Raw genomic sequence first — 23,935 nt, forward strand, 5'->3', positions numbered from 1 at the left:
CCTGGGTCGGCCGAAGAGGGCGCTACGCGGGAGCGTCCGGCGGGTCGGCCGCCTCCGCGTGGGCGGGCAGGGTGACCGTCACGGTCAGGCCGCCGCCCTCGCGGGGGCGGGCCGTGACGTCGCCGCCGTGGGCGCGGGCGATGGAGCGGACGATGGACAGGCCGAGGCCCGCGCCCTTGGCGGTGACCAGGCGGTCGGTGCCGAGGCGGCGGAAGGGCTCGAAGAGCGCGGGCAGCTCGTAACGGGGCACGGCCGGGCCGGTGTTGCGCACCTCGACCTCGACCCGGCCGTCGTCGCGGGCGCGGCAGGCGACCCGCACCCAGCCGCCCCCGTCCGGGGTGTTGTGGCGGATGCCGTTCTCGACGAGGTTGTGCACCAGCCGCTCCAGCAGCAGCGCGTCGCCGGTGGTGGGCGCCGGGGCGGTCTCCTGCTCCACCGTGATCCCGGCCCCTGCCGCCTCCGCCGCGGTCTGTCCGGCCACGTGGTCCACGATGTCGGACAGATCGACCGGCAGCCGCTCGGTGATCTCGTTCTCCGAACTGGCGAGCAGCAGCAGCCCGGTGATCAGCCGCTCATGGCGGGCGTTGATCTCCAGCAGGTTCTCGCCGAGTTGCTTGACGTCCTCGGAGGCGGTTCTGCGGTGCATGGCCACCTCGACCAGGGCCCGCCCGAGGGTGAGCGGGGTGCGCAGCTCGTGCGAGGCGTTGGCGACGAAGCGGCGCTGGCCGTCGAAGGACCGGTCGAGCCGTTCGACCATCGTGTCGAAGGTGTCGGCGAGGTCCTTGACCTCGTCGTCGGGCCCGCGCAGGGCGATCCGCTCATGCAGGCCGCGATCGGCGGCCGGGGCGCTCGCGATGCGGCGGGCGGTGTCGGTGACCCGGTGCAGCGGGGCCAGCACCCGGCCGGCGGCCAGCCAGCCGAAGCCGGCCGCCGCGCCGCCGACGACCAGGAGGGCGAGCCCGCCCTGGGTGATGAGCGAGGTGGTGGCGGCGGCGTTCACCCGGTCGCGTTCGTCCTTCATCCACTTCTGCGCCGACTTGTCGGTGAGGACTTCGCCGTCCCCGGTGATCACCTGATTCCGGGGCGGGCCCGAGGCGGGGCCGTCGGTCTGCACGCTGCGGGCGTAGATCTTCAGGCCGCCGCCGGCGAGCTGCTGGTTGAACAGCGCGTACGTGACGCCGAGCAGCACCACGCCGGCGGCGAGGAACAGCCCTCCGTAGATCAGGGTGAGCCGGGCCCGCAGGCTGATCCGGCGCGGCAGGAACCGGCGCGGCGGGAATCTCAGGCGGCGCTTCATGCGATCCGGTACCCCACGCCCGTGACGGTCTCGACGACCGGCGGCCCGCCGAGCTTGCGGCGCAGCTTCAGCACGGCCAGCCGTACCGCCCCGGTGAACGGGTCGGCGTGCTCGTCCCAGGCCTTCTCCAGCAGCTGTTCGGCGGAGACCGCGCTCCCGTCGGCCCGCAGCAGCTCGGTCAGCACGGCGAACTCCTTCTTCGACAGCGGTACGTAGCGCCCGTCCCGGAACACCTCGCGGCGGGCCGGGTCCAGGGTGATCCCGGCCCGGCGCAGCACCGGCGGCGCCGCCGGGCGGCTGCGGCGGCCCAGGGCCTGGACGCGGGCGGCGAGTTCGGCGAAGGCGAAGGGCTTGGTGAGGTAGTCGTCGGCGCCGAGGGTGAGCCCGGCGACGCGGTCGGCGACCTCTGCGGCGGCGGTGAGCATCAGCACCCGCGCCGTCGCCCCGGCCCCGGCCAGCTCACGGCAGACGTCGTCGCCGTGCACCCCGGGGAGGTCCCGGTCCAGGACCACCACGTCGTAGTCGTTGACGGTCAGCCGCTCCAGCGCGGCGGTGCCGTCGTACGCGACGTCGACCGCGTGCGGCTCGTCGCGCAGCCACTCCGTGATCGCGTCGGCGAGCAGGGGTTCGTCCTCGACCACCAGCACCCGCATCCGTCCCCTCCCCTTCCTGCCGGCAGCCCCCTGCGGGCGAGGCCATCGTGCCCGGTCCGGTGTTTCCGCGCCGTTAGGGGCCACCGGCCGCCGCCGGAAACGTGGGGGAAACGCGGCCTGCTCTTGCATCCCTCTCGTACGTACCGATCGAGCAGAAGGAGACGACGCCATGAGCAGGCGGATCCTCGGCATGGCGGCGGCCGTGCCACTGGCGCTGACCCTCGCCCTGTCCCTGACCGGATGCGGCTCCGGCAGCGGCGGCGACGACAAGGTGGCCTCGGCCGACGGCGCGAAGAAGGACGGTGGCGGCAGCTCGGCCCCGAGCATGGACCCGCAGGAGATGGGGGCCAAGTTCGCGCAGTGCATGCGCGAGCACGGCATCGACATGGAGGACCCGGAGCCCGGCCAGGGGATCAGGATCGAGATCCCGCCCGGCACCCCGAAGGGGACGGTGGAGAAGGCCCAGGAGGCCTGCCGCGAGTACGACCCGGTGCAGAACGGGGGCGGCCGCAAGCCGGACGCGAAGGCGCAGGAGAACATGCGCAAGTACGCCAAGTGCATGCGTGAGCAGGGCGTGGAGAACTTCCCCGACCCGCAGACGGGGGGCGGACTCCGGGTCGACGGCTCGGTCATGGACGACCCCGACTTCTCCAAGGCGGAGAAGGCCTGCAACAAGTACATCGGTGGCGGCGGCACTCTGAACCGGAACGACGGCTGATGGGGGACATCGCCGTGGACAGCGTGCGGGGCCAGGACTCGGACCAGGAGTCGGACCGGGAGTCGGAGGCGGCGCGCACCTCGGTCCCGGAGCCCGCGCCCCGCCGCCGCAAGGGCCGCCGCCGCGGCATGAAGGCCGCCCTCGCCGTCCTGGTGCTGGTGGCGGGCGGCGCCGTCGCCGTCGCCACCCTCGGCCCGGTCGGCCGCGGCTCGGGCGACAAGGCCGCGACCGAACTGCCGCCGAGCACCGTCGAGGTGACCCGCCGGACGCTCCAGGACACCCAGAGCGTCGACGGACAGCTCGGCTTCGGCCCGGCGACCACCCTGTCCGCCCGGCGGCCCGGCACGGTCACCGAGGCGCCCGAGGCGGGGGACCGGATCACCCGCGGCAAGGCGCTGTACGAGGCGGACGGGCGCCCCGTGACGCTGATGTACGGTTCGACGCCCGCGTACCGCGCCCTGAAGACGGGGAGTGAGGGCGCGGACGTACGGCAGCTGGAGCGGAACCTCAGGGCACTCGGCTACTCGGGTTTCACGGTCGACGACGAGTACACGGCCACCACGGCCGAGGCGGTCCGCGCCTGGCAGGAGGACCTGGGCCTGCCGGAGACCGGGACCGTGGAGCTGGGGAGCGTGGTGTTCGCGCCCGGCGCGGTCCGCGTGGACAGCGTGGCGGCGCGCAAGGGCGACACGGTCGCCCCCGGCGGCAAGGTGCTGTCGTACACCGGCACCGACCAGGCCGTCACCGCCGAGCTCGACCCCGCCGACCAGCAGTTGGCGAAGGAGGGGAGGGACGTCGAGGTCGTGCTGCCGGGCGACCGGACCGTCAAGGGCACCGTCAAGGACGTCTCCACGGTGATCGAGCCGGGCAACGGGCAGGGGGAGGAGGCGAAGACGAAGATCGAGGTGGTCGTCGCGCTGGGGGACGCGGCGGCCCGGAAGGCCGCCGAGGCCTACGCGCTGGCCGCCGTCCACGTCGACTTCACCTCCGAAACCCGTAAGGACGTGCTCACCGTGCCGGTCGGCGCCCTGCTGGCGCTCGCCGAGGGCGGCTTCGGCGTGGAGGTCGTCAAGGGCTCGACCAGCACGTACGTCCCGGTCACCACCGGCCTGTTCGCCGACGGCCGGGTGGAGATCTCGGGCAAGGGCATCTCCGAGGGCACGAAGGTGGGGGCGCCGAAGTGATCTCCCTGACGGATGTCACCAAGACCCACCCGGGCGGGGTCACCGCGCTGGACGGCGTCAGCCTGGACATCGGGCACGGCGAACTCGTGGGCATCGTGGGCCCGTCCGGCTCCGGCAAGTCGACGATGCTCAACATCCTCGGCACCCTCGACCGGCCCACCAGCGGAAGCGTGCTCATCGACGGATACGACATCGGCGCCCTCTCCGACGCCAAGGTCTCCGCGCTGCGGGCGACCCGCATCGGCTTCGTCTTCCAGCACTTCCACCTCGCCACCGGCACCTCGGCGCTGGACAACGTCGCCGACGGGCTCCTGTACTCCGGGCTGGCGGCCGGCGAACGGCGCCGCCGGGCCGCGCTGATGCTGAACCGGGTCGGCCTCGGCCACCGGGTGCACCACCATCCGCACGAGCTGTCCGGCGGCGAGCGCCAGCGCGTCGCCATCGCCCGCGCGGTGGTCGGCGAGCCCGCGCTGCTGCTGGCCGACGAGCCGACCGGGGCGCTCGACTCCCACTCCGGGGCCGAGGTGATGCGGCTGCTGCGGGAGCTGCACGCCGCGGGCACCACCGTGGTGATCATCACCCATGACGGGGAGATCGCGGACAGCCTGCCCCGGCAGGTGCGGATGCGCGACGGGCGGACGGTGTCGGACTGATGGCCACGGACACACACCCCGGCCGTACGGACCGCCCTGGCCGTACGGACCGCCCTGGCCGTACGGACCGCCCTGGCCGTACGGACCGCCCCGGCCGTACGGACCGCCCCGGCCGTACGGACCGGCGGCGCGCCGACGCCCTCCGCCCCGCCCGGCTGCGCCCCCGCGATGTGGTCAAGGTCGGCGCGGTGGGCCTGCGCACCCGCCCCATGCGGGCCTTCCTCTCCGCGCTGGGCATCGCCATCGGCATCGCGGCGATGGTCGCGGTGGTCGGCATCTCGTCCTCCTCCCGCGCCGATCTCGACCGCACCCTCGCCGCGCTGGGCACCAACCTGCTCACCGCCTCGCCCGGTTCGACGATGTCCGGCGGCCAGGCCCGGCTCCCGGAGACCGCGGAGCAGATGGTGGCGCGGATCGGCCCGGTGCACTCGGTGTCGGCCGTCGGCAAGCTCCCCGGCGCGAAGGTCTACCGCACCGACAAGATCCCCGAGGCCGAGACCAACGGCATCGCCACCTACGCCGCCCGTACCAGCCTGCGCGCCGCCATCGGCGCCGAGCTGCGCAGCGGCACCTGGCTCAACGCCGCCACCAGCCGCTACCCGGCCGTCGTCCTCGGCGCCACCGCCGCGGAACGGCTGGGGATCGGGCAGGTCGGCCCCGACACCCAGGTCCTGATCGGCGGCCGGTGGTTCACCGTCGTCGGCGTCCTCGAACCCGCCCCGCTCGCCCCCGAGCTGGACACCGCGGCCCTCGTCGGCTGGGCCGAGGCCGAGGCCGATCTGTACTTCGACGGACGCCCCACCACGATCTACACCCGCTCCGAGGAGTCCGCGGTGGAGTCCGTGGCCTCCGTTCTGGGCGCCACCGCCAACCCCGAGGCGCCCGGCGAGGTCGAGGTCTCCCGCCCCTCCGACGCCCTCGCCGCCCAGCAGGCGGCGGGCGAGGCGTTCACCGGGCTGCTCCTCGGCCTCGGCGCGGTGGCGCTCCTCGTCGGCGGCGTCGGGGTGGCCAACACGATGGTCATCTCCGTGCTGGAACGCCGCGCGGAGATCGGGCTGCGCCGCTCCCTGGGCGCGACCCGGGGCCAGATCCGCGGCCAGTTCCTCGCGGAGTCCCTGCTCCTGTCCGCCCTGGGCGGAGCGGGCGGGGCGCTCCTGGGCGCCGGGGTCACGGCCGGCTACGCGCTGTCGCAGGGCTGGCCCGTCGAGGTCCCGCCGTGGGCGCTGCTCGTCGGCCTGGCCGCGACCCTCGCCATCGGCGGCCTGGCCGGCCTCTACCCGGCGATCCGCGCCTCCCGGCTCTCCCCGACGGAGGCCCTGGCCACGCCCTGAACGGACATGCCGTGAACGGGCCGAGCCGCCCGCCCGGTGCCCACGTGGGGCCGGGCTGGCGGCTCGCGGCCGTGTCGGTCCGGCATGGTTGGATGGCCGACTGGACGAGGTCCGGGGCAAGGAGGGGGCATTGAACCTGTCACGGCGCTCGTACGCGCTGATCGCGGCGCTGGTCGTGGGCGTGCTCACCCTGGTGTACATGGGCACCCGCGCCTCAGAGGACGCGGCCGGAGAAGGCGTACCGTGGCGCGCCGACGACCCCTGCATGAAGGACGCGCCACACCCCTCGGTCTGGGATGAGAAGGAGCCGCGGCTGGTCACGCTCAGCCACGGATACTCCTCGAAGTCCCCGATGGGTGGCGGCGACATGCACTTCACCATCGGGGCGAGCATCAACGTGGGCCGTAACCCGCTCGTCCTCCACACGCCCCTCGCACGCGGCGGGGTGTCGGTCCGCTTCTGTGCTCCGCACGGGAAGGGCCTGATGGCGGAGGCCAAGGGGCTGTCGCCGAAGTCCGTCGAGACACCCGCCGCCAAGGACGGCGCGATACGCGTCACCCGCGAGGAGCCGCTGCACTTCATGGTCGAGCTGCCGCCCTCGGCGCTGCGGAACGGCTACTCGATGTCCGACCTCATGAACTCCAGCCCACCCCGCAGCAACGACGCGGCCGACTATCCGGTCCTCGTGCTGACCGTCTCCGACCCCGGCCTTGACGCCCCGCTGGTGGCGGTCTCCTTCAAGCCGGACCCCACGCCCACCGCCCAGGCGCTCGGCGCGCCGCCGGCCGTACGGAGGCAGATGGCCGCGCGGCGGCCGGGGTGACCCCGGCCGGACGCGCGGGGAAGCCTCAGGACTTGGCGTCCTCGGGCTCCGCCTTCTCGGGCTTGGTGTCCTCGGGTTCGGCCTTCTCGGGCTTGGCGTCCTCAGGCTCGGCCTTCTCGGGCTCGGCCTTCTCGGGCTTGGCGTCCTCGAAGTAGGCGTCCAGAACTGCGTCGAGTTCCGTCGTCCACTCCTTGAGCACCTTCTTGGACGACGCCGCGACATCGGCCGTGTACCAGCGGCGGGCGGTCGTGTAGACGGTGACGGAGAACCGGCGTCCGAACCGCGGGGTGTCGATCTCGACCGCGCCGATCTCGCTCCAGTCGAACTCGGCCGTCTCGCCGTCCAGCCGGAGGGTGACGCCGCCGCGGCGTGCGACGATCGAGCCGCGGTGGTCGGCGGCCTCGAAGACGGGGCCGCCGTCCTCGTCCTCATCCTCGCCGGCCGTCTCTTCGGCCGCGTCCGCGGCCTCGGCCTCCGCTTCGGCTTCCGCGTCGGCTTCGGCTTCAGGTTCCGCGTCGGCTTCTGTCCCAGCCTCGGTTTCGGCGTCCTCGAGCGGCTCTTCTGCCTTCTCCGCCTTTTCCTTCGGGGGTTCCTCCTCCGCTGGGCGTGGGGCCGTGAGGCCGGGGATGTACGCCGGATCGAACCCGGCGGCGGGCACGGGCGGGGTGCTCGGTCCTATGCGCTGCTCCACGGCGGGCAGTATGGCCGATAAACCTGTGCCGGGAACAGCCTCACCGGCCGTGCCCGGACAACGAAACGGACAAGATGACGCGGAGAGCCGCGGTAAGGGAGCGGGGATGAAGCTGCGCTGTGCGGTGCTCGACGACTTCCAGGGGGTGGCCCTGACCAGTGCAGACTGGGCCCCCGTCCTGGACCGGGTGGAGGTCGTGAGCTTCACCCGGCACTTCGGCACCGAGGACGAGCTGGCCGCGGCTCTGGCCGACTTCGACTTCGTCGTCACCCTTCGGGAGCGCGTCGCCTTCCCCGGCTCGCTGTTCGCCCGGCTGCCGAGGCTGAAGCTGCTGATCGCCTCCGGCATGCGGAACTCGGTCATCGACTACGCGGCGGCCGAGCGCCACGGCGTGACGGTCTGCGGCACGGCCAGCTCCCAGGCCCCGCCGGTCGAGCTGACCTGGGCGCTGATCCTCGGCCTGGCCCGGGGCCTGGTCGCCGAGAACACCGCGCTGCGCACGGGCGGGCCCTGGCAGAGCACGGTCGGCGCGGATCTGCACGGCCGTCGGCTGGGACTGCTGGGCCTGGGGAAGATCGGCAGCCGGGTGGCCGCGATCGGGCTGGCCTTCGGGATGGAGGTGACGGCCTGGAGCCAGAATCTGACGAGGCAGCGGGCCGATGAGGTCGGGGTGGCGCTCGCCGGTTCCAAGGAGGAGCTGCTGGCCTCCAGCGACGTGGTCTCCGTCCACCTCGCGCTGAGCGACCGCACCCGCGGTCTGCTGGGCGCGCCCGAACTGGCCCTGCTCAAGCCGACCGCGTACCTCGTCAACACGTCCCGGGCCGCCATCGTCGACCAGGAAGCGCTGATCGACGCCCTGCGGCGGGGCGCGTTCGCCGGGGCGGGGGTCGATGTCTTCGACGTCGAGCCGCTCCCGGCGGACCACCCCATGCGCACCCTGCCCCGGCTGCTGGCCACCCCGCACCTGGGCTATGTCTCCCAGGACAACTACCGCAGGTACTACGGCGAGGCCGTCGAGGACATTCAGGCCTTCCTCGCCGGCTCCCCCGTACGCGTCCTGGGCTAGGCCGTGTCCGGCGGATCTTGACGCCTGCGGCGGGCCCTCCCCGCCCCTACCCCGGGGGGGGCTGGGGCGAAGCCCCAGTCTCGGGAAGGGGCGGGGTGGGGGCTGCGTCGATTTGCTGCCCCCCTGGGCGCCACCAGCCCACTCCGCGCCCACCCGCCCCCGTCACGCGTCGCGGAAGCGCAGCGCCGCCCAGCCCAGGGCCACCGCCGCCCCCGCCCAGGCGGCGAGGACGCCGAGGCCCGTCCAGGGGGCGAGGGGGGCGGTGCCGGTGCCCGGGAGGGTGGTCTGGACGGCGAGCCCGGCGCTCATCGGCGAGACCTTCTGGACCACATGGAGGGCGTGCGTGGACATCGGGACGACCTTCGTGGCCAGAAACGGCCCGTACAGCAGCGCCGCCGTGGCCCCGACGGCCACCCCGCCGTGCCGGAGCACCGCGGCCACCCCGGCGCCCAGCAGCGCGACCAGCGCCAGATAGAGCAGGGTGCCGGCGGCCGCCCGCCACACCGCCGGGTCGGACAGGGCGGCCGCGGCGTGGCCCTGCCCGGCCGACACGGCCCGCCCGGCCAGCAGCGACCCCAGCACCCCGGGGACGCCGGCGCCGAGCACCGCCGCGGCCACGACGGCGGCCTTCGCGGCGAGGACGCCGGTCCGTCCGGGGTGCGCGGCCAGCGTCGTACGGATCACCCTCGGCTGGTACTCGGAGGCGACCAGCGCCACCCCGACCGCGACGGCGGCGAGTTGCGCGAAGTAGACGCCCGACAGGGCGAGCGCCGCCGGGTCCGCCGGGGTGTCCCGGGGGCGCCCCTGGCCCGCGGCGGTGAGCGCGGTCACGCCCGCCATGACCGCGGTCAGGGCCGCCAGCGTCCACAGCTGGGACGGCACCGTGCACAGCTTGGTCCACTCGGCGCGCAGGGCCCGCCCCGCGCGCCGCGCCTCACGCATCGCGCCTGCCCTGCACCCAGAACGCGGCGCCGAGCGCCACCGCCGTGTATCCGCACAGGACGGCGAAGCCGCCCCAGGGGCTGGTCGAGTCGCCGAGCAGGTGCATGGTCTGGCGGATGGCCAGCCCCGCGATCGGCGTGGCCCGGTTGACCCAGTTGTTGACGTCGACCGAGCTGACCTGGGCGACGATCGGCACCACCAGGAACACCCCGAAGAGCAGGATCACCGCCCCCGCCGTACGCCGCAGCAGCACGCCGACGCCGAGCGAGAGCAGCGCGACCAGCGCCAGCGTGGCCGCCGTGCCGACGACCGCGCGCAGCACCGTGGGGTCGCTGAGGGAGGGGTCGGGGTGGACCGGCGGGCCCATGCCGTTGCGGCGCTGGATCGGCCGGGTGAGGAGGAGGGTGGTGACGGCCGCGGCGAGGCCCATGGGGAAGACGGTGCCCGCCAGCACGACGGCCTTGGCGGCCAGCACCCGGGCGCGGCGCGGGGAGGCGCCGAACGTCGTACGGATCGTGCCGGTCCGGTACTCGGAGGTCATGGCGAGCACGCCCAGCGCGATCGCCGCGATCATCCCGAACTGCGCCCCGGAGAGGCTGTCCTTGACCCGGTCGAAGCCGTGGAGTTCGCTGCCGACGCCCGCGATCCCGATGCGGCCGAGGTCGCCGCTCCCGGTGACGGTGAAGGTGCCCCCGGCGCGCCGCAGGGTGCCGGGGCTCTCGGACGCGGTGCGGATCTCGGCGGGCGGGCCATGGGTCACGGGTGCCTCGGCCACGTCCGTCAACGTCCAGTCGTCCGGCGCGGAAGCCCCCGCCGGGGCCAGGGTGACGTGGTCGAACACGGCCTGGCCTGTGGTGGGGCGGAAGCCGCCCACGATCTCGCCGGGGCCCACCAGACGCTCGTGCAGGCGCCCGTGGGAGGCCACGAACAGCCCCGCCTGGGCCCGCGCCGGCAGCGCGCGGGCGGTGAGCGTGCCGACCTTCCGCCAGGCGCGGCCGTCGGCGGACGCGTACCCGGTGATCTCGCGCCCCGCGCGGGTCAGCCGCAGCCAGACCGGTGCGGCCGTGTCGCCCTCGCCGGTGGCCTCGGTCTTCGCGTCGGCCAGCATCCGTACGCCGTGGTCGGGGGTGACCATCAGGGCGACGTACGAGGAGCCGCTGGCCGTCGACGCCTTGATGACGACGCCGGACTTGGCCCAGGGGGCGCTGTCCTTCTGTTGTGCGACGCGCGCGGTGACGCTTCCGTCGCCGCTGAGTTCGCGGTGCACGAAGCTGAAGTGGTCGACGGTCCGCGGAGCGTCGTTGGCGTTGCCGTGGCCGCCCTGCGCGGAGAGATAGCCGATGAGCACGGTGAAGGAGAAGACGGCGAGCAGGGCGACGGCGGTGCTGCGCACCGACATCAGCTTGGTCCACTCGGCGCGGATCGCGCGTATCACGAACCCTCCCGCGCGCGGAACTCCCCGGCATCCCGGGTCAGTTCGAGATAGGCCTCCTCCAATGAGGCGCGATGAGCCGCCACCTCAGAGAACGGCACCCCGCCCGCGCCCAGCAGGGCCACCACCCGCTCGGCGGGCAGCCCGTCCACGGTGAGCCGGTCGGGCCCCAGGACCGCCACCTCGGCCCCGGCCCCGGCCAGTGCCGTCACCGCTTCCGCGCGGCGCGGGGTGCGCAGCGTGACGCGGCCCTTGGACGCGGCGGCCAGCAGCGTCGCCACATCGGTGTCCGCGAGCAGCCGGCCGCGGCCTATGACGATCAGGTGGTCGGCGGTGTCCTCCAGCTCGCTCATCAGGTGGCTGGAGACCAGCACGGTGCGCCCCTCGGCGGCCAGCGAGCGCAGAAAGCCGCGGATCCACTGGATGCCCTCCGGGTCGAGCCCGTTGACCGGCTCGTCCAGGATCAGCACCGGCGGATCGCCCAGCAGCGCCGCCGCGATGCCGAGCCGCTGCCGCATGCCGAGCGAGAAGCCCCCGGCCCGGCGTCGCGCGGCGGAGGCGAGGCCGACCAGCTCCAGCACCTCGTCGACGCGCCGGGCGGGCAGGCCGTTGTACCGGGCCAGCCACAGCAGATGGCTGCGCGCCCGGCGGCCGGGGTGGACGGCCTCGGCGTCCAGAAGTGCCCCGACGACCTTCAGGGGCTCGCGCAGCGAGGCGTACGGGCGGCCGCCGACCAGGGCGGTGCCTCCGTCCGGGGCGTCGAGCCCCATCACCATCCGCATGGTCGTCGACTTCCCCGCGCCGTTGGGCCCGACGAACCCGGTGACCAGCCCGGGCCGCACCGCGAACGTCAGCCCGTCCACGGCCGCCGTGGGCCCGTAACGCTTCCGCAGATCGTGGGCCTCGATCGAGAGGCCCGTCATGGTTTTCGCCATGCCCAGGGACGCTACGCAGCGCTGCCCGGCAGGCCGTCACGCCGGTGGGGAATCTTTCCGGCCCGGGTGTCCCCCGCACGGGGGACGGCAGGGCGCGCCGGCCGCCGCATAATGACCGGCGTGAGGTGGAGAAGGCCCCGGGCCGGTGCGGCCGGTGCGGCCGGTGCGGCCGGTGCGGCCGGTGCGGCCGGTGCGGCCGGTTCGGCGGGTGCGGCCGGTGCGGCGCGTGCCGCGGCCGGGCGCGGGGCGGCGGCGGTACGGCGGCTCGGCCGCGCCCCGGATCTGCCGCTCGTGGCGGCCGCGGCGCTGTGTGCCGCCGGGCTGCTCCAGGCCGTCGCGGAGATCGACGAACGCAACCGCGCCGACATCCCGCTCACCCTGGCCCTGGTCCTCGGCTCGACCGCGCCGCTCGCCTTCGCCCGCACCCATCTGCTGCCCGCGGCCACGGCGGTGACGGCCGCGGTCCTGCTGACCCCGCTGAGCGACCGGCTGCCCTGTGTGGCCGCGCTGCCCGCCCTGGCCGCACTGCTCCATCTGACCGGGTTGCGCGGCTCGCCCCGCACCACGCTGCTGTTCGCCGTCCCCTTCGTGGCGTACGCGGTGGGCCCGGCCGCCTCGGCGGCCGGCGGCAAGCCGCTCGGCGTGGCGCTGCTGGCGGGCGCCGCGGCCGCGCTCGCGGCCGGGGCGGCGCGGCGGGCCGGCGGGGAGGCGGCCGCCCGGTCCGCGGCCGACTGGGAGTACGCGCACACCGTGCTGGAGCACGCGGCGCGCGGCGAGCGGGCCCGGATCGCCCGGGAGCTCCACGACGTCGTCGCCCACCACATCTCCACCCTGTCCGTGCAGGCCGAGACCGCCCGGCTGACCACCCCCGGGCTGCCGCCGTTGGGTGCCGAGCGGCTGCTGGCGATCGGCGACACGGCCCGGCAGGCGCTCACCGAAATGCGCCGTCTGCTGGGCGTGTTGCGCGACGACGCGTCGTCCGGCCCGCCCACCCGCCGGCCGCAGCCCGGCCTCGACCAGCTGCTCACCCTGGTCGACGAGGCCCGCGACGCCGCGGGCGGCGGCGTCCGGCTCGTCGTACGCGGCCGGATCGCCCCCCTGGAGCCCGGCCTGGAGCTCACCGCCTACCGCATCGTCCAGGAGGCCCTGACCAACGCCCGGCGGCACGCCCCCGGCGCGCCGGTCGACGTCGAACTCCACTACGCCGAGGGCGCGCTGCGCGTCACCGTACGCGACATCGGCCCCGTCACCGGCCCCATGAGCCCCGGCCCGGCCCCCGGCGGCGGCCACGGCCTGCTCGGCATGCGCGAGCGCGTCGCCATGGCCGGCGGCACCCTGCGCACCGGGCACGGCCCGGCGGGCGGCTTCGTCGTCGCGGCCGAACTGCCGCTGCGGGCGGCGGCGGCCGCATGACCGTACGCATCGTCATCGCCGACGACCAGGACGTGGTGCGCGCCGGGTTCGGCGCGCTGCTGGACACCCAGCCCGACCTGACCGTCGTCGGCAGCGCGGCGGACGGCGCGGCGGCGGTCGGGATCTGCCGCGAGACGCGCCCCGACGTCGTCCTCATGGATGTGCGCATGCCGGTCCTGGACGGCATCGAGGCCACCCGCCGCATCGTCGCCGGGGCGGGAGTCGGTGGCGGCCCGCGCATCGTCATGCTGACCACCTTCGACCTCGACGAGTACGTCTACGACGCCCTGGCCGCCGGCGCCAGCGGCTTCCTCCTCAAGGACATGGCCGCCGAGCGGCTCTTCGAGGCCGTGCGCGTGGTCGCCGCCGGGGAGGCCCTGCTCGCCCCGACCGTCACCCGCCGCCTCATCGGCGAGTTCGTCCGGCTCCGCCCCCACACCGCCGAGCCCACCCCGCTCGCCCTCCTGACCCCGCGCGAGACCGAGGTGCTCCGCCTCATCGCGGAGGGCCTGGCCAACGCCGAGATCGCCGCCCGCCTCACGGTGAGCGCCGAGACCGTCAAGACCCACGTCAGCCGGGTCCTGGCCAAACTCGGCGCCCGCGACCGCGCCCAAGCGGTGATGCTGGCGTATGAGTTCGGTCTTGTCGTGCCGCGTTCGGGCGGGCCACGCATCTGAGACGGCGCCGCTACTTCGCCACGAACTGCGTCAGGATCGCCTGCACCTCGTAGATGTCGACACCCTTGGTGAAGGTCTTCTCGATCGGGGTGGCGTTGCTCGAGATCCAGATCTTGAGCTCCGCGTCGAGGTCGAAGTGGCCGGCGGTCTCCACCGCGAAGTGGGTGATGCTCTTGTACGGGACCGAGTGGTACTCCACCTTCTTGCCGGTGATTCCCTGCTTGTCGACGAAGATCAGCCGGCGGTCGGTGAAGAGGATGGTGTCCCGTATCAGCTGGTACGCGGCCTGTATCTGCTCGCCCTGCCCCAGCAGCTTCGCGTAGTCCCGCTGCGCCGACGCCGGGTCGACGGTGTGTGCGTTGCCGAAAAGTGCCATGACAGCCCCCATTTGTCGTCGTTGTGCGATCTCCGTATGTATATCGCCTACTGGGCGGGGAGCGAAGTAAGCGGACTGAGATACTCCGGCCATGGATGCCGGGATGACGGGATGACGGGGAACGGGACGCGACCGGACACCGCGGTGCGCTGGGCGCTGCGCTCCGCGGCGATGGCGGACGTCGAGGCCGTCGCGGAGTTGCGGGCCGCGGTCATGCGGGCGGATCTGGAACGGCTCGGACGCTACGACGAGCACCGGGTGCGGCAGCGGCTGCGGGACTCGTTCTCCACGGAGTACACGTCGATCATCATGGTCGGCCGTGAGCTCGCGGGATGCGTCACGCTCCGGCCCGCCGACGGCAGGCAGTGGCTGGAGCACTTCTACCTGGCGCCGCACCAGCAGGGCCGCGGGCTCGGCTCCGCCGTCCTGCGCACCGTGCTGGAGCGGACCGACGCGCAGGGTGCGGCCGTGGCGCTGAAGGTCCTCCAGGGCAGTGCCGCCCGTCGGCTCTACGAGCGTCACGGATTCGTCATGGAAGCCCAGGACCCGATCGACGTCCTCATGGTGCGCCCGCCGTCCGAGCGGAGACGATAAAGGACCCGGCAGGGGGGCGTCCCCCTGCCGGGTCAGTGGGTCAGCCGCACTTGCGGCCGCTGTTGATGCAGCTCACGGCCTGCTTCATCAGCTTCTGCGACATCACGTTGATGAAGTCGCCATGGTCCGTGACCGGCTTGTGCAACTGCTCGGGGAAGCTGTCCACGGCGAAGTTCGAGGCGCCGGGGGCGAGCTTGTAGGTGATCCGCTGGACCAGCTGCGGAATGGCCTTGAACCCCTTCTGGCACGAGCCGTCGGCGGCGGCGAAGGCCACATGCGTACGGTGGTTCGCGCTGTCCGCGTTCTTGCCGTCCCAGCAGCTCTGGAAGTTGAACGTCCGCACCACGTTGCTGCCCTTCGGGCAGATCGGGTACTTGTCCTTCAGCTGGCGGTTCTCGAAACCGGTGCAGCTCCAGGACGCGTTGGCGTTGGCCGTGCCGTTGGTGAACGCCTTGGCGTCACCGGTGATGATGCGCAGGAACTTGGGCATCTCCACGACCTTGGAGACCGGGCTGCCCTTGAAGGTGAGCTGTACGGAGGTGGGCCGCAGGATGCGTCCCACGTTGCCCTCCGTGCCGCCGCCCGGGGCGCCCGCGTCGAACTCCTTCGTGCCGTCCTGGAGCCGCAGGACGGGCCAGTAGTGGGTGGACCGGTCGCCGTTGGTGCAGGTGGTCCCGGCGGACTCGAGGGTCTGGTTGGACGCGAAGGCGTCGGTCTTCTTGTTGCCGACGTAGTCGTGCATGTGGTGGGCGCCGTTGCTCACGCCGGGGGCCACGATGACGTTGTCGGAGTTGAAGTGCTTGTTCTCGTTGCGCCCGCAGCGCGAGGAGAAGGTGCCCTTGGAGCCCTTGCCCTGCACGCGGGGGGCCTTGACGTTGGGCTTGACCTTGCGGATGTCCACGAAGTCCGCCCGCTGGGGGCCGGACTGCTGCTGAGCGCCCGCGGCCGGGGTCGCGCCCCCCGCCGCGGGGGTGCCCGGCGCCGCGGTCTGGGCGCCGGCGGCGGCCACGGCGGCCGCTTCGTCCTGCTTGACCGTGCAGGACGCCAGCGAGTCCAGGCCGGACGGGCGGGGCTTGACCTTCTCGATCTCCGTGGCGATGCGGTCCAGGGTCTGCCGCCGCTCGGAGTTCAGCGGGTCCAGCACGCGGGTGCGCACCGACTCCTGGTCGGTCTTGCCGCCCTGGTCCACGAGCCGCTGGTAGGCGGTCGCGACCTGGCTGTCCATCTTGGCCAGCTGGTCGTTCACGGCGGGCCGCGCCTGCTGTGGCACGTCCGACAGGCCGGTCGCGACATCGGGGCACTTGATGGTCATCCCGGCTCGCGCGGCGGCCTGCTGCGCGGGGGTCTCCTTGGCGGCCGACGCGTTGTTGTCGGTCATCAGGAGCGCTCCGCCCCCGACGGCCAACGCCGTCGCACCGACCACGGACATCGCGATCACTCGGGACCGCTTATGTCTCTTCCTGTTTTTCACCGGGCCGCCCCTCATCGGTTGTCGTCGCATACCGAAGAGATACGTAAGCGGGGGCGGTTCTTCTCAGTGGGCGTCCGCGTCCCGCCGTCCACCGGGGCTGACCAGCCCGGTTTCATAGGCGACGACCACGGCCTGGACACGGTCGCGGAGCCCGAGTTTGGCGAGGATGCGGGCGACATGGGTCTTGACGGTCGCCTCCGACAGATGGAGTCGGGCGGCGAGTTCGGCGTTGCTGAGCCCCTGGGCCAGCAGCCGCAGGACCTCCGCCTCGCGCGGGGTCAGCGCGGCCAGGTCGCGGTGGAGCGCGGCGGTGTCGGGGTCCCGGCGGGCGTAGCGCTCCACGAGGCGGCGGGTGATCGCCGGGGCCAGCAGCGCGTCGCCGGAGCGGACCATGCGGACGGCGGCGACCAGATGCTCGGGGGTGACGTCCTTGAGGAGGAAGCCGCTGGCCCCGGCGGACAGCGCCGCGTAGACGAAGTGGTCGAGGTCGAACGTGGTGAGGATGATCACGCGGGGCTCGCCGGGGGAGCCGCTCAGGATGCGCCGGGTGGCCTCCAGGCCGTCCATCTCCGGCATCCGGATGTCCATCAGCACCACATCGGGCCGGGTGCGCCGGACGGCCTCGACGGCCTCGCCCCCGTCCGCCACCGCGGCGACCACATCGATGCCGTCGGCCGCCAGGATCATGGTGAAGCCCGTACGGACGAGCGCCTGATCGTCGGCGACCACCACGCGCAGCGGCCCGGTCACATCTCCTCCAGGGGGCATGTCTTTTCCAGGGGGATCTCTGCCTCGACGCGGTAGCCGCCACCGGGGCGCGGCCCGGTGTGGAGGGTCCCACCGTAGACGGACAGCCGCTCGCGCAGGCCGATCAGCCCGCGCCCGCCGCCGGTCGCCGCGGACGCGCCGGGCGTGCCGCCGGTGTCGGTGACCTCCACCCGCAGCCTGTCGTCGCCGTACGCGACGGTGACCGCCGCCGTCGATCCGGCGGCGTGCTTCACGGTGTTGGTCAGCGCCTCCTGCACCACGCGGTACGCGGCCAGGCCGACCCCGGACGGGACGGGGCGCGGCGTCCCGGACACGGTCAGCTCGACCGGCAGCCCGGCCTCCCGCACCCGAGCGACCAGCGCGTCCAGCTGGCCCAGGCCCGGCTGCGGTGCGAGGTCCGGGGTGGCGGCTCCGCCGGTGCCGGTGGTGTCTTCGTCCATCGTCAGCAGGCCCATCGCGTGACGCAGTTCGGCCATCGCCGCCCGGCCGCTCGCCTCCACCGCGAGCAGCGCCTCGCGGGCCCGGTCGGGGGTGGTCGCCATGACCTTGCGGGCGGCCCCGGCCTGGATGACCATCACGCTGACGTTGTGCGTCACCACGTCGTGCAACTCGCGGGCGATACGGGCGCGTTCCTGCTCGGCGGCGCGGCGCAGCTCCTCGGCCCGCTCCCGTTCCAGCGCGGACATCCGCGCGTCGCTCTCGCCCGCCCGCAGCTTCCAGGTGCGCAGCCCGTTGGCCGCCACCACGATCGGCACCAGGATCAGCAACGGGATGTACTCGTTCTGGACGACGGGCAGCGTGCCGTCGGCGAGCCTGCTCAGCGCGAACACCGCCACCGGCAGACTCGCCAGCGTGGCCACCCGGTAAGGGCTGTACGCCGCGGCGCCGTAGGCGGCGATCACGCAGGCGTACGAGGTGATCCTGGGCGCGCTCGTCGGCGTCAGCGAGACCGCGACCGTCACGATCCACAGCACGGCGAGCGGATACCGGCGGCGCAGCGCGAGCGGCGCCGAGGCGGCGACCGCCAAGGCCACCGGGAGGAGCCAGCCCGCCAGCCAGCCCGGGCCCGGGGGCGGCCCGTCCGGGAGCGGCGGCGGCACAGGTGGGGGCGCGGGTTCGGACGGCTCGGCAGGGACCCACGGTTCGACCACGCCGTCGACGGCCGTCTGGACCCGCCCGTCCCAGTGCTCCACGGCGTACTGGACGCTGGCGATACCCAGGGCCAGCGCCAGCGCCACGTCGAAGACCATGCCTCGGCGGGTGGGGAGGGGCAGCGGGCCGGTCGCGCGCTTCAGCAACTCGGTCAGTTCGCGCAGCCGGGCCGGCAACGGCACGTTCATCACCGGCTCATTCTCGCCACCGGACCAGGCCCGGAACATCCTCCCGCCGGTCTTCGGGGCGCCCGCCCCTACATCGCTCGCCTACATCGTTGGGATGACACCGGCCGCCCTCATCCCGGAGCGGTACCGGAAATGCCCCGGCCGGGCGACGTGCCCCGGAGACGTCCGCGCCTAGCGTCCAACCGCGTCACACGCATGGACCTAGGGAGACGAGCATGACCACGCCGGTGATCGAACTGCGGGATGTGAGCCGCGGATACGACGGGGGGCCGCCCGCGCTGGACGACGTGTCGCTGACCGTGCGGCCCGGGGAGGCCGTCGCGATCCTCGGGCCGTCCGGCAGTGGCAAGTCCACGCTGCTCAACCTGGTCGCGGGCCTGGACCGGCCGGACGCCGGAACCGTCACCGTCGACGGCGTGCGCGTGGACACCCTGGGCGAGGCGGCGTCGGCGCGTTTCCGGCGCGCGAAGATCGGCATGGTCTTCCAGTTCTTCAACCTGCTCGACGACCTGACCGTCGCCGACAACGTCGCCCTGCCCGCCCGGATGGCGGGGCGGTCGCGCGGCGCCGCCCAGCGCCGCGCGGCCGAACTGCTCCAGTCGCTCGGCGTCGACCGGCACGCCGACGCCTACCCGGGGCGGCTGTCCGGCGGCGAGCGGCAGCGCGTCGCGGTGGCCCGGGCCCTGGTCAACCGGCCCGCGCTGCTGCTGGCCGACGAGCCGACCGGCGCGCTGGACACCGCCGCGGGCGAGGCCGTCCGCGAGCTGCTCACCGAGCTGAACGCCGCCGGGCAGACGGTGGTTCTGGTGACCCATGACCTCGCGCTGGCGCGGTCCTGCACGACGCGTACGGTCCGGCTGGTCGATGGCCGCATCGCGGCGGAGGGGCACACCGTCATGGCGGAGGAGGCCCGATGAGCGCCCTGGGCCGGGTCGTGCGCTCGGGGGTGCGCCGCCGCCGGGTGCAGAACGCCGTGATCGGGCTGGCCACCACGATGGCGGTGACCGCCGCCGTCCTGTGCGCCTCGCTGCTCGTGGCCTCCAGCGCGCCGTTCGCCGACGCCTTCGCCAAGCAGCGCGGCGCGCATCTGTCGGTGCGGTACGACGCGGCCAAGGCCACGGCCGCGCAGCTGGCCGGGTCCGCGGACGCGCGCGGGGTCACGGCGGCGGCCGGGCCCTTCCCGACCGCGTCGGTCACCCCGAGCCTCGACGGCGAGCAGCTGGTGCCGATGTCGGTCGTCGGCCGCGCCGATCCCGGCCGCGATCCGGTCGACCGCGTCACCCTGACCGAGGGGGTCTGGGCCACCCGGCCCGGCCAGATCGTGCTGTCGCCCGGGGCCGGCGCTCCCCCCGTGTTGGGCCTGAAGCTCAGCTTCCCCGATCTGCCCGGCGACCCGACGCTGACCGTGGTCGGCGTGGCCCGCTCGGTCAGCCGTACCGCCGACGCCTGGGTGGCCCCCTCCCAGATCGCCTCGCTGACCGCGCCCGGGGCGCGGGCGGGCTATCAGATGCTCTACCGCTTCGCCGACGCGGACACCGGCGCCCGGATCGCCGCGGGGCGGGCGGCGGTGAAGGCGGCGGTGCCGGCCGGGGCGCGGGTCGGCGACCAGTCCTGGCTTTCCGTCAAACGGGAGGCCGAGCAGGAGACCGCGGTGTTCGTGCCGTTCCTCGTCGCCTTCGGCGTGCTCGGGCTGGTCATGGCCGTGCTGATCGTGGGCAATGTGGTGGCGGGCGCGGTCGGCGGCGGGCTGCGGCGGATCGGCGTCCTCAAGGCGCTCGGGTTCACCCCCGCCCAGGTCGTACGGGCCTATATGGCCCAGGCCCTGATCCCGGCGGCGTTCGGCACCGTGGTCGGCGTCGTCGCGGGCACCCTCCTGACCCGTCCGGTCCTGTCCGAGGCCGAAGAGGCCTACGGGACCGCCGGGTTGATCATCGCCCCGTGGGTCGTGGCCGCGGTGGCCGCCGGGGCGCTCGGCCTGGTGGCGGCGGTCGCGTGGGCGAGCGCGGCGCGGGCCGGGCGGCTGCGGGCCGTCGACGCGCTCGCCGTCGGCCGCTCCGCGCGCCCCGGCCGCGGCCGGGCGGTGGTCCGGCTGACCGGGCGGCTCCCGCTGTCCCGGCCGCTGGGCCTCGGCCTGGCCCGCCCGTTCGCCCGCCCCGCCCGCGCCGCCGCGATGGTCGCGGCCGTCGCCTTCGGGGCCACCGCCGTCACCTTCGCCGTGGGCCTGGCCGCCTCGCTGAACCGGGTGCAGGACGCCAGGGAGCACGACAGGGCCGATGTCACCGTCGACCCCAAGGCGGCGGCCCTCGGACCGGACGGAGGACCGGACGGAGGACCGGACGGAGGGCCGGACGGAGGGCTCGGCCCGCACCGCAGGGGCCCGGGCGGCCCGCCGCGGATCACGGCCGACCCCGCCGCGATCACCGCGGCGATCAAGGCCCAGCCGGGGACCCGCGCGTACTACGCCACCGCCGCCACCCAGGTGACCATCGCCGGGCTGACCGGCTCCACCGAGCTCCACACCTTCGCCGGGGACGCCACCTGGGCCAACTACCGGAAGGTCTCCGGCAGATGGTTCGCGGAGCCCGGCGAGGCCGTCGTGCCGTCCCAGTTCCTCGCCGCCACCGGCACCCGGCTCGGGGACACCGTCGCCCTGAACCACGCCGGCAAGACGGTCCGGGTCCGGATCGTGGGAGAGGTCTTCGACCCCCGGAACCAGGGCATGAACGTCCTCACCGACGCCGCGACGCTCGCCCCCGCGAGCCCGCCGGCCGACAGCTACCGCATCACCCTCAAGCCCGGCACGGACGCGGCCGCTTACGTCACCGCCCTGAACTCCGCGCTCGGCTCGCTGGACGTCACCGCGCGCACCGGCCCCTCCGGGGGCGAGAGCGAGGTGATCCTCGTCCTCGACGCGCTGGCCGCCCTCCTCACCCTGATGCTCGTCGCCGTTGCGGGGCTTGGCGTGCTCAACGCGGTCGTCCTCGACACCCGCGAACGCGTCCACGACCTCGGCGTCCACAAGGCGCTCGGCATGACCCCGCGGCAGACCGTCGCGATGGTCCTCGCCTCGGTCGTCGTGGTGGGGGTTGCGGGCGGCGCCCTCGGCGTCCCGGCGGGCCTGGCCCTGCACGCGGCGATCGTCCCCGCCATGGGCGAGAGCGCCGGACTCACCCTCCCCACCGCGGCCATCGACGTCTACACCCCGCCCGAGCTGCTCCTGCTCGGCCTCGGCGGCCTGCTGATCGCCGTCACCGGCGCCCTCCTCCCCGCGGGCTGGGCCGCCCGGACCCGCACGGCCACGGCGCTGCGCACGGAGTAAGAGGGGGAGAGGAGAGAGGGCGGGGCGGGCGCGGCGGGGCGTCCGCCCCGCCTGCTTCGCCCCGCTATCGCTTCTGGGCCCGGTAGCGCTTGAGCAGCGCGGTGATCTTCGTCTGGTCCGCGTCGCCGTTCAGCTCGTCGAGCAGCTCGTCCGGGCAGAGTTCGTAGTGGTCGCCCCACCACCGGCGCGCCCGGTTGTCCCAGACGCGGTAGCCGCCCGGCACGCCTCGGGCGACGTACCGCCGTCTACTCACGCGGGGAGCTGGTCGTCGGGGACGTCGGGCCGTTCGGGCTGTCCGCCGAGCTGTTGTCGGTCGAGAACCAGGCGATGCCGATCAGGACCGCGGCGATGAAGGCCACGGCACCGGCGATCGCGCTGGCCACCCTCGGCCGACGCCGGATGAGCGCGCGGGCGCCGGGCCGCTGGGCGGGGGCCTGCCGGCGGCCACGGTCCGGGCGCGGGGCGGAGGTGGGGGCGGGGGCGGCCTGCGGCAGGCGGTACGTGGCGACGGAGGGCGGCTCGGGTGTGCTGGGCGCTCCGGGCCGCGCGGCCGCCGCACCGGCGGCCGACGTGGTCCCGAAGACCTGGGCGCGCGGGGGCGGGCCCTGCATGGGCGCGGGCGCGGGCGCCGGGGTCGGCTCCGGCATGGGCTCCGGGTGGCCCTGCCAGGCACCCGAGCCGAACCAGTCGGCCACCTGCTGGGCGGCGGGGCGGTCCTCGGGCTGCTTCGCGAGCATCCCGAGCAGAAAGTTCTCGAACGCGGGCGGCAGCTGGAAGCCCCGGCTGCGCGGCGGCACCGGCGCGGCGTCGATGTGCTGGGCGAGCGTGGCGGCGGAGGTGTCGGCCTGGAACGGCGGGGCGCCGGTGAGCAGCTGATAGAGCAGACAGCCCAGCGAGTACACGTCGGAGGCCGGGCTCGCGGGCCGCCCCAGGGCCCGCTCGGGGGCCAGGTAGAGGCTGGTGCCGATGATCTGCCCCGCCGTGGTGAGCGCGGTGGCGGGGTCGTCGACGAACCGGGCGATCCCGAAGTCGCCGATCTTGACCGTGCCGTCGGCGTCGGACATCAGGTTGCCCGGCTTGATGTCCCGGTGGACGATCCCCGTACGGTGCGCGGACGCCAGCCCGGCGGCCGCCTGGGCGGCGATGACGGCCACCCGCTCGGCGCGGAGCGCGCCCTGGGAGGTCAGCTCCTGGGCCAGGCTCTGGCCTTCGACCAGCTCCATCACCAGATAGAAGCGGCCGTCGCGGGCCCCGAAGTCGAACACCCCCACGATGTTGGGGTGGCTCAGCCGGGCCGCCGTCTGGGCCTCCAGCCTGAAGCGGGCCGCCGCCTGCGAGCCGGGGTCGTCACCGAGCAGCAGCTTGACGGCCACCGTCCGTCTCAGCACCTCGTCGGTGGCTCGCCAGACCTCGCCCATACCGCCGCGGCCAATGGGTGTCTCCAACCGGTACCGATCCGCCACCAGCACGTGTGCACAACCTCGATCCTGATCGACCCTGAGCAATCCAAGACGCCGACGGACAGCAGCACCGTACGAGGAGGTAGGTGGTGGGGGGACCGCGACAGATTCAGGGTACCGACGCGGATAGCCTCCTGGTATGCGAGCGGTGGACAGAACGGACCTGACGGGGCGGGCGCGGCTGCGGGAGGCGGCGCTCGAACTCTTCGCGGAGCGTGGGTTCGAGGCGACGTCCACGCGGGCGGTGGCGGCCGCCGCCGGGCTCTCCCCGGCGCTGGTGACCCGCCACTTCGGCTCGAAGCAGGGGCTGCGTGCGGCGGTGGACGAGTATGTGCTCGGCCGGATCGGCGAGGCGCTGGGCGGCCTCGACGCGGAGGGTGCCGACGGCGGTGCGCTGATGGCCTCGCTGGGTGAGGTCTCGGCGCGGCTGTTCGGGGCCGATCCGGTGCTGCGCGGCTATCTGCGGCAGGCGCTGCTGGAGGACAGCGAGGCGAGCGCGGTGCTGTTCGGGCGGCTGCTGCGGGGGGCGCGGCGGGAGCTGGAGCGGCTGCGGGAGGCGTCCGGCGGGGCCACGGACCCGCGGGCGGACGAGGAGTGGGCGCCGTTCCAGCTGCTGTGCCTGATCCTCGGGCCCCTGCTGCTGGAGCGGGTCATGCAACCGAACGTCAGCGACCCGATGTTCGCCCCCGAGGTGCTGGCCCGCCGCAGCGCCGCCAACCAACGCCTGTTGCTCCACGGCCTGTTCGGCCCCGACGGCACATAGGCCCTGGCCGTCGGGGGCTGGCCCGAAGG

The 23,935-nt window shown here is 74.3% G+C and carries 24 protein-coding genes; 12 read left to right on the forward strand and 12 right to left on the reverse strand.

Annotation, left to right across the window (positions count from 1 at the left end; translation table 11 throughout):
- Positions 1 to 22 precede the first annotated feature (22 nt).
- Both ACH4S9_RS36130 and ACH4S9_RS36135 read right to left on the reverse strand, forming a co-directional pair.
- The gene (locus ACH4S9_RS36130) at positions 23 to 1,297 is read right to left on the reverse strand and encodes a sensor histidine kinase (RefSeq protein WP_398375779.1); all 1,275 of its coding nucleotides are present in this window, start codon (positions 1,295 to 1,297) and stop codon (positions 23 to 25) included.
- Entirely contained in the window at positions 1,294 to 1,950 is a 657-nt protein-coding gene (locus ACH4S9_RS36135; protein ID WP_385350354.1) for a response regulator transcription factor, read from the reverse strand. Before ACH4S9_RS36135 ends, ACH4S9_RS36130 begins: the two co-directional genes overlap by 4 nt.
- Before the next feature lie 169 nt (positions 1,951 to 2,119).
- Between ACH4S9_RS36135 and ACH4S9_RS36140 the strand changes: the two genes are divergently transcribed.
- From ACH4S9_RS36140 to ACH4S9_RS36160, 5 genes are all read left to right on the forward strand, one after another.
- Positions 2,120 to 2,668: a hypothetical protein gene (locus ACH4S9_RS36140; protein ID WP_361190578.1), complete on the forward strand. Its 549-nt coding sequence runs from the start codon at positions 2,120 to 2,122 to the stop codon at positions 2,666 to 2,668.
- Positions 2,668 to 3,852 carry an efflux RND transporter periplasmic adaptor subunit gene (locus ACH4S9_RS36145; protein ID WP_398375781.1) on the forward strand — a complete coding sequence of 395 codons (1,185 nt, stop codon included), beginning with the start codon at positions 2,668 to 2,670 and terminating at the stop codon, positions 3,850 to 3,852. The genes ACH4S9_RS36140 and ACH4S9_RS36145 overlap by 1 nt, the downstream gene beginning before the upstream one ends.
- Positions 3,849 to 4,505, forward strand: coding sequence for an ABC transporter ATP-binding protein (locus ACH4S9_RS36150; RefSeq protein ID WP_398375783.1), 657 nt, complete (start codon positions 3,849 to 3,851; stop codon positions 4,503 to 4,505). The genes ACH4S9_RS36145 and ACH4S9_RS36150 overlap by 4 nt, the downstream gene beginning before the upstream one ends.
- Positions 4,505 to 5,836: an ABC transporter permease gene (locus tag ACH4S9_RS36155; RefSeq protein ID WP_398375785.1), complete on the forward strand. Its 1,332-nt coding sequence runs from the start codon at positions 4,505 to 4,507 to the stop codon at positions 5,834 to 5,836. The genes ACH4S9_RS36150 and ACH4S9_RS36155 overlap by 1 nt, the downstream gene beginning before the upstream one ends.
- 130 nt (positions 5,837 to 5,966) lie before the next feature.
- The gene (locus tag ACH4S9_RS36160) at positions 5,967 to 6,659 is read left to right on the forward strand and encodes a hypothetical protein (protein WP_311728530.1); all 693 of its coding nucleotides are present in this window, start codon (positions 5,967 to 5,969) and stop codon (positions 6,657 to 6,659) included.
- A gap of 25 nt (positions 6,660 to 6,684) precedes the next feature.
- On the opposite strand, the gene ACH4S9_RS36165 is transcribed toward ACH4S9_RS36160, so the two are convergent.
- Positions 6,685 to 7,350, reverse strand: a complete 666-nt coding sequence (locus ACH4S9_RS36165) for a hypothetical protein (RefSeq protein WP_398375787.1) — start codon at positions 7,348 to 7,350, stop codon at positions 6,685 to 6,687.
- Positions 7,351 to 7,456: 106 nt separating this feature from the next.
- Here ACH4S9_RS36165 and ACH4S9_RS36170 point away from each other — a divergent pair, with 106 nt between their 5' ends.
- Positions 7,457 to 8,416 carry a D-2-hydroxyacid dehydrogenase family protein gene (locus ACH4S9_RS36170; protein WP_398375789.1) on the forward strand — a complete coding sequence of 320 codons (960 nt, stop codon included), beginning with the start codon at positions 7,457 to 7,459 and terminating at the stop codon, positions 8,414 to 8,416.
- Between the two features lie 162 nt (positions 8,417 to 8,578).
- Here ACH4S9_RS36170 and ACH4S9_RS36175 read toward each other — a convergent pair whose 3' ends face one another.
- The 3 genes from ACH4S9_RS36175 to ACH4S9_RS36185 are packed head-to-tail and all read right to left on the reverse strand — an operon-like array spanning position 8,579 to position 11,713.
- Positions 8,579 to 9,358, reverse strand: coding sequence for a hypothetical protein (locus tag ACH4S9_RS36175; protein WP_311728527.1), 780 nt, complete (start codon positions 9,356 to 9,358; stop codon positions 8,579 to 8,581).
- Entirely contained in the window at positions 9,351 to 10,793 is a 1,443-nt protein-coding gene (locus tag ACH4S9_RS36180; protein ID WP_398375791.1) for an ABC transporter permease subunit, read from the reverse strand. Before ACH4S9_RS36180 ends, ACH4S9_RS36175 begins: the two co-directional genes overlap by 8 nt.
- Entirely contained in the window at positions 10,790 to 11,713 is a 924-nt protein-coding gene (locus ACH4S9_RS36185; RefSeq protein ID WP_398375921.1) for an ABC transporter ATP-binding protein, read from the reverse strand. Before ACH4S9_RS36185 ends, ACH4S9_RS36180 begins: the two co-directional genes overlap by 4 nt.
- Before the next feature lie 132 nt (positions 11,714 to 11,845).
- Between ACH4S9_RS36185 and ACH4S9_RS36190 the strand changes: the two genes are divergently transcribed.
- Complete coding sequence (locus tag ACH4S9_RS36190; RefSeq protein WP_398375793.1) at positions 11,846 to 13,138, forward strand: sensor histidine kinase; 1,293 nt, start codon at positions 11,846 to 11,848, stop codon at positions 13,136 to 13,138.
- Positions 13,135 to 13,815 (forward strand): response regulator, encoded by a 681-nt coding sequence (locus tag ACH4S9_RS36195; RefSeq protein WP_398375795.1) that lies wholly within the window; start codon positions 13,135 to 13,137, stop codon positions 13,813 to 13,815. Before ACH4S9_RS36190 ends, ACH4S9_RS36195 begins: the two co-directional genes overlap by 4 nt.
- 10 nt (positions 13,816 to 13,825) lie before the next feature.
- On the opposite strand, the gene ACH4S9_RS36200 is transcribed toward ACH4S9_RS36195, so the two are convergent.
- A complete protein-coding gene (locus ACH4S9_RS36200; RefSeq protein WP_311728523.1) occupies positions 13,826 to 14,191 on the reverse strand; it encodes a PH domain-containing protein in 366 nt (121 codons plus the stop codon).
- A gap of 111 nt (positions 14,192 to 14,302) precedes the next feature.
- Here ACH4S9_RS36200 and ACH4S9_RS36205 point away from each other — a divergent pair, with 111 nt between their 5' ends.
- Positions 14,303 to 14,785: a GNAT family N-acetyltransferase gene (locus tag ACH4S9_RS36205; RefSeq protein ID WP_311728522.1), complete on the forward strand. Its 483-nt coding sequence runs from the start codon at positions 14,303 to 14,305 to the stop codon at positions 14,783 to 14,785.
- 40 nt (positions 14,786 to 14,825) lie between these two features.
- Here the strand turns inward: ACH4S9_RS36205 and ACH4S9_RS36210 are convergent, their stop codons facing one another.
- The 3 genes from ACH4S9_RS36210 to ACH4S9_RS36220 are packed head-to-tail and all read right to left on the reverse strand — an operon-like array spanning position 14,826 to position 18,364.
- Positions 14,826 to 16,271 carry a DUF1996 domain-containing protein gene (locus ACH4S9_RS36210; protein WP_398375923.1) on the reverse strand — a complete coding sequence of 482 codons (1,446 nt, stop codon included), beginning with the start codon at positions 16,269 to 16,271 and terminating at the stop codon, positions 14,826 to 14,828.
- Positions 16,272 to 16,319: 48 nt separating this feature from the next.
- A complete protein-coding gene (locus ACH4S9_RS36215; protein WP_311728629.1) occupies positions 16,320 to 17,006 on the reverse strand; it encodes a response regulator transcription factor in 687 nt (228 codons plus the stop codon).
- Positions 17,003 to 18,364 carry a sensor histidine kinase gene (locus ACH4S9_RS36220; RefSeq protein ID WP_398375798.1) on the reverse strand — a complete coding sequence of 454 codons (1,362 nt, stop codon included), beginning with the start codon at positions 18,362 to 18,364 and terminating at the stop codon, positions 17,003 to 17,005. The genes ACH4S9_RS36215 and ACH4S9_RS36220 overlap by 4 nt, the downstream gene beginning before the upstream one ends.
- Before the next feature lie 215 nt (positions 18,365 to 18,579).
- Here ACH4S9_RS36220 and ACH4S9_RS36225 point away from each other — a divergent pair, with 215 nt between their 5' ends.
- Complete coding sequence (locus tag ACH4S9_RS36225; RefSeq protein WP_311728520.1) at positions 18,580 to 19,281, forward strand: ABC transporter ATP-binding protein; 702 nt, start codon at positions 18,580 to 18,582, stop codon at positions 19,279 to 19,281.
- Entirely contained in the window at positions 19,278 to 21,683 is a 2,406-nt protein-coding gene (locus ACH4S9_RS36230) for an FtsX-like permease family protein (protein WP_398375800.1), read from the forward strand. The genes ACH4S9_RS36225 and ACH4S9_RS36230 overlap by 4 nt, the downstream gene beginning before the upstream one ends.
- 64 nt (positions 21,684 to 21,747) lie before the next feature.
- Here the strand turns inward: ACH4S9_RS36230 and ACH4S9_RS36235 are convergent, their stop codons facing one another.
- Together ACH4S9_RS36235 and ACH4S9_RS36240 are read right to left on the reverse strand one after the other, a co-directional pair.
- Positions 21,748 to 21,936: a hypothetical protein gene (locus tag ACH4S9_RS36235; RefSeq protein WP_398375802.1), complete on the reverse strand. Its 189-nt coding sequence runs from the start codon at positions 21,934 to 21,936 to the stop codon at positions 21,748 to 21,750.
- Positions 21,929 to 23,128, reverse strand: coding sequence for a serine/threonine-protein kinase (locus tag ACH4S9_RS36240; protein WP_398375803.1), 1,200 nt, complete (start codon positions 23,126 to 23,128; stop codon positions 21,929 to 21,931). Before ACH4S9_RS36240 ends, ACH4S9_RS36235 begins: the two co-directional genes overlap by 8 nt.
- A gap of 154 nt (positions 23,129 to 23,282) precedes the next feature.
- Here ACH4S9_RS36240 and ACH4S9_RS36245 point away from each other — a divergent pair, with 154 nt between their 5' ends.
- Positions 23,283 to 23,906: a TetR/AcrR family transcriptional regulator gene (locus ACH4S9_RS36245; protein WP_398375805.1), complete on the forward strand. Its 624-nt coding sequence runs from the start codon at positions 23,283 to 23,285 to the stop codon at positions 23,904 to 23,906.
- Positions 23,907 to 23,935: the final 29 nt, after the last annotated feature.

It is taken from the genome of Streptomyces sp. NPDC021225, assembly GCF_044332865.1.
Classification (GTDB): Bacteria; Actinomycetota; Actinomycetes; order Streptomycetales; family Streptomycetaceae; genus Streptomyces.

Coding starts and splice junctions, on each gene's coding strand:
- ACH4S9_RS36200 (WP_311728523.1), bottom strand. CDS start 14,191: ATGGCACTTTTCGGCAACGCACACACCGTCGACCCGGCGTCGGCGCAG.
- ACH4S9_RS36140 (WP_361190578.1), top strand. CDS start 2,120: ATGAGCAGGCGGATCCTCGGCATGGCGGCGGCCGTGCCACTGGCGCTG.
- ACH4S9_RS36245 (WP_398375805.1), top strand. CDS start 23,283: ATGCGAGCGGTGGACAGAACGGACCTGACGGGGCGGGCGCGGCTGCGG.
- ACH4S9_RS36155 (WP_398375785.1), top strand. CDS start 4,505: ATGGCCACGGACACACACCCCGGCCGTACGGACCGCCCTGGCCGTACG.
- ACH4S9_RS36210 (WP_398375923.1), bottom strand. CDS start 16,271: ATGAGGGGCGGCCCGGTGAAAAACAGGAAGAGACATAAGCGGTCCCGA.
- ACH4S9_RS36220 (WP_398375798.1), bottom strand. CDS start 18,364: ATGAACGTGCCGTTGCCGGCCCGGCTGCGCGAACTGACCGAGTTGCTG.
- ACH4S9_RS36225 (WP_311728520.1), top strand. CDS start 18,580: ATGACCACGCCGGTGATCGAACTGCGGGATGTGAGCCGCGGATACGAC.
- ACH4S9_RS36145 (WP_398375781.1), top strand. CDS start 2,668: ATGGGGGACATCGCCGTGGACAGCGTGCGGGGCCAGGACTCGGACCAG.
- ACH4S9_RS36230 (WP_398375800.1), top strand. CDS start 19,278: ATGAGCGCCCTGGGCCGGGTCGTGCGCTCGGGGGTGCGCCGCCGCCGG.
- ACH4S9_RS36185 (WP_398375921.1), bottom strand. CDS start 11,713: ATGACGGGCCTCTCGATCGAGGCCCACGATCTGCGGAAGCGTTACGGG.
- ACH4S9_RS36195 (WP_398375795.1), top strand. CDS start 13,135: ATGACCGTACGCATCGTCATCGCCGACGACCAGGACGTGGTGCGCGCC.
- ACH4S9_RS36135 (WP_385350354.1), bottom strand. CDS start 1,950: ATGCGGGTGCTGGTGGTCGAGGACGAACCCCTGCTCGCCGACGCGATC.
- ACH4S9_RS36205 (WP_311728522.1), top strand. CDS start 14,303: ATGACGGGGAACGGGACGCGACCGGACACCGCGGTGCGCTGGGCGCTG.
- ACH4S9_RS36170 (WP_398375789.1), top strand. CDS start 7,457: ATGAAGCTGCGCTGTGCGGTGCTCGACGACTTCCAGGGGGTGGCCCTG.
- ACH4S9_RS36130 (WP_398375779.1), bottom strand. CDS start 1,297: ATGAAGCGCCGCCTGAGATTCCCGCCGCGCCGGTTCCTGCCGCGCCGG.
- ACH4S9_RS36175 (WP_311728527.1), bottom strand. CDS start 9,358: ATGCGTGAGGCGCGGCGCGCGGGGCGGGCCCTGCGCGCCGAGTGGACC.